This window comes from Luteibacter sp. CQ10, from assembly GCF_040900725.1.
GTDB lineage: Bacteria > Pseudomonadota > Gammaproteobacteria > Xanthomonadales > Rhodanobacteraceae > Luteibacter.
This window is the reverse complement of sequence record NZ_JAEUYM010000019.1, coordinates 1-3,854: the sequence shown is the minus strand read 5'-3', so window position 1 is coordinate 3,854 and position 3,854 is coordinate 1. Positions and strand designations below refer to the sequence as shown.

The window sequence follows — 3,854 nt, the reverse complement described above, 5'->3', positions numbered from 1 at the left end:
AACATGCGCCGGCGTTCATCTGCTACTTCAGCTCCACCTCCGCCGTGCTCGGCGACTTCGGTGGCGGCGACTACGCCATCGGCAACCGGTTCCAGAGTGCGTGGGCACGCCACGTGGCGGCGACGGACGGCATCCGGCGCATCGCGATCGAGTGGCCCCTGTGGACCGGGGGCGGAATGCGCGACGACGATGACGAGGCCACCCGCATGTACCTGCGTTCGAGCGGGCAGCGGGCGCTCTCGGACGAAGCCGGGATGGCTATCCTCGAGCGAGCGCTGGCGATGCCGTCGGGCGCGATCATGCCCCTGGTCGGCGACCGCGAGCGTATCGCGCGCCACCTCGGCTGGGCCCTGGCAGCCACGCCGACCTCCCGCGAGGACGCGGTCGTGCCCGAGCCCGTTCCCGCCCCGGCCCCGACGGTTGCGCCTTCCGGCATGAGCCTGGAGCGGCGCGTGGAGCGTGAGCTCGTCCGGCAGGCGAGCGAACTGCTCAAGCTCGCCAGCGATCGCATCGACACGAGGGCCAATCTGGCCGATTACGGCTTCGATTCGCTGAGCATGGGCGAGTGGGCGAGGCGCATCGCGCGGGACTACGGCATCGCCTTCACCCCCGCGCTCTTCTTCAGCCATCCAACCCTCGAAAGGGTGCGCGACTACCTGCTGGACCGGCACGCCGAGGCCGTCGGGCGTTTCCATGCCACCACCGCCAGCGAACGCGCGGACGAGCCCGCACCCGCCGTCACGGCGACGACAGCCACGTCGATGGATGCGACGTCGGTGGCCGCCGTCGCCGACGCGGACGAACCGATCGCCATCATCGGCATGAGCGGTCGCTTTCCGCAGGCACGCAGCGTGGCCGAGCTGTGGCGGATCCTCCGCGACGGCACGCATGCCGTCGGCGAGATTCCCGACGAACGTTTCGCGTGGCGCGACGCCTACGAGCGTGGCGAAATCGCCGGCAAGTGGCTCGGCGCGATGCCTGGGATCGGGGAATTCGATGCGTCCTTCTTCGATATCTCGCCTCGCGAGGCGCGCAGCATGGATCCCCGCCAGCGGTTGCTGATCCAGGAGGGATGGCGCGCGCTGGAGGATGCCGGCTACGGCGAAGAGCACCTGCGCCAGGCGATCGGCATGTTCGTGGGCGTGGAGCAGGGCGAATACCAGACGCTGCCGGGTGTGGAAGGCACGCTCACGGCGAACCATGACGGCATCCTGGCCTCGCGCCTGTCGTTCTTCCTTAACCTGCGCGGCACCGCGATGGCGATCAACACCACGTGCTCGTCCGGGCTGGTCGCCGCGCACACGGCGTGCCTGAGCCTGCGCGCCGGCGAATGCGACGCCGCCGTCGTGGCGGCGGTGAACCTGTCGTTGAGCGCGGCGGTGTACGCCGGCATGAGCCACGCCGGCATGCTTTCGCGCAGCGGCCGGTGCCACGCCTTCGACCGGCGTGCCGACGGACTCGTGCCGGCGGACGCCGTGGTCGCCATCGTGCTCAAGCGGCTGTCCCGCGCGCAGGCCGAGGGCGACCCCATCCATGCGGTCATCCGGGCAAGCGGCACCAACTACGACGGCCGCACCAACGGCATCACCGCGCCCAATGGCACCGCGCAGGCGGAACTGATCCGTGCGGTACACCGCCGTGCGCGGGTGACTCCGCGCGACGTCGACTACATCGTAACCCACGGCACCGCCACCCCGCTCGGCGACCCCGTGGAGGTGATCGCGCTGCAGGAGGTTTTCGGCGGGGTGGCCGCGGGCGATGCGCCGCACTGCGCGCTGACCTCGACCAAGAGCAATGTCGGCCACAGTTTCGCCGCGTCCGGATTGGTCAGCCTGGTTGGCGCCGTCGAGGCGCTCCGCCACGAGTGCATTCCGGCGAGCCTGAATTGCGAGGAGCCCAGCGACCACGTCCGTTGGGACGAAAGCGCGCTCTTCGTCAATCGACAGTCACGTCCATGGCCGGCCGACGCGTCGCGTCGGCGACGCGTCGGCGTGAGCGCGTTCGGCATGAGCGGTACGAACGCCCACGTGCTGCTGGAAGACTACCCCCCGTACCCGGCCCCGTCCGCCGACGTGCCTCCGGCGCCTTGGTTGCTCGCCGTCTCGGCGAAGTCTCCGGCCGCGCTCGCCCGTCGTCTCGCCGATCTCGCGCGGTTCGTGCGGAGCCGCGAGTGGAACGCGTCCGCTGCGCGTTCGCTCGCCTACACGCTGCTCTGCGGCCGGCTGCATTTTTCTCATCGCTGCGTGGTGGTGGGACGGGACGCCGACGATGCCGTCCGCCTGCTCGAACGCGCCGCCGCGGGCGAACGCCCGGATGGCGTGTTCGACGGTTCGGTGGCCCGGGGATTCCGCGAAACGGAAGCCGTCGCCGCGGAAGGACGGGAACGGCTCGGCCGTGGCGGTCCGGACGCCCTGCGTGCGTTGGCGAAGCTCTACTGCCAGGGCTACGCGCTGCCCTGGTCGACGCTTTTCGGCGGCACCCCACCACGGCGGCTGGCTTTGCCCACCTATCCCTTCGCACGGGATATCCACTGGGTCGACCCCTCTTCACCGCAAGACACTTCCAAGGTGCAACGCATGGACCTTTCCGCCCCGGGTGATTCGATGCCGACGGACGCCTCACGCGCCCGCGAAAAGCCGGTCGGCATCGCGCTCAAGCGATTGGCGTCGTCCGCTCCCGCCGCGAAGAGCGCGCCGGCGCGCGCCACCGAGGCACGGGTCGTGCGCAGCGAGCCTGTGGCGGCCGAGCCGCCGGGCGCGACCGACGCGGCGCCGGAGGTGGACCCCGACAAGCTGCGCGACGACCTGGCCCATAGCCTGGCCGATGCGCTGTATATGGACGTGGGGGAGGTCGAACCGCATCGTCCGTTCGCCGAGATGGGCCTGGATTCGATCATCGGCGTGGAATGGGTGCGAGCGATCAACCTGCGCCATGGACTGCAGATGCCCACGGCGAAGATCTACGACCATCCCGACCTCGACCAGTTGGCGAGGTACGTCGCGACCCTCGTCGTCCGGCGTCCGCCGGAGCCCCCCCGCGCATTCGTTGCCGCGCCCGCTCCCGTCGTGCCGTCGGAGCGCGTCGACGTCGCATCGCCGGCACCGGCACCGGCACCGGCACCGGCACCGCGTTTCGCACCGCCGCGGGCAGGTGGCGAGCCGATCGCGATCGTCGGCATGGCCGGACGCTATCCGGGCGCGTCGGACCTTGAGGCGTTCTGGCAGCGGTTGGCCGAGGGCCACGACGCGGTGACCGAGGTGCCCACGTGGCGCTGGGACGTGAATCGCTACTACGAGGCCGGCCAGCCGCGAGCGGGCCGGATCAACTGCAAGTGGCTGGGCGCGCTGGACGAGGTGGATTGCTTCGATCCGTTGTTCTTCAGCATCTCGCCGGCCGAGGCGGAGCTGATGGACCCGCAGCAGCGCCTGTTCGTGCAGGAGGCCTATCGGGCGTTCGAGGACGCCGGCTGCAACCCGCGCGCGCTGGGCGACAGCCGCTGCGGCGTGTACCTGGGCATCATGAGCAACGACTACGCCACGCTGCTGCACGACAGTGGCCAGGCCAGCGACAGCACGGGCAACAGCGCGGCGATCGCGGCCTCGCGCATTTCGTACCTGCTGGACCTGAAGGGCCCGGCGATCTCGATCGACACGGCGTGCTCGTCGTCGCTGGTGGCGACGCACCTGGCCTGCCAGGCGCTGCGTAACGAGGAGATCGAGCTGGCGCTGGTGGGCGGGGTGACGCTGTACCTCACCCCGGGCCCGTACCTGGGGATGTGCGCGGCGGGCATGCTGTCCAGCGACGGGCGCTGCAAGACGATGGACGACGGTGCGAACGGTTTCGTGCCGGGGGAG

Annotated in this window: 1 protein-coding gene; it reads left to right on the top strand. The window is 70.4% G+C overall.

Features of this window, described 5'->3' with window-relative positions; translation table 11 throughout:
• Positions 1-3,854: beta-ketoacyl synthase N-terminal-like domain-containing protein (locus JNG39_RS21035; RefSeq protein WP_368313915.1), on the top strand; the 3,854-nt coding region annotated here is incomplete at both ends.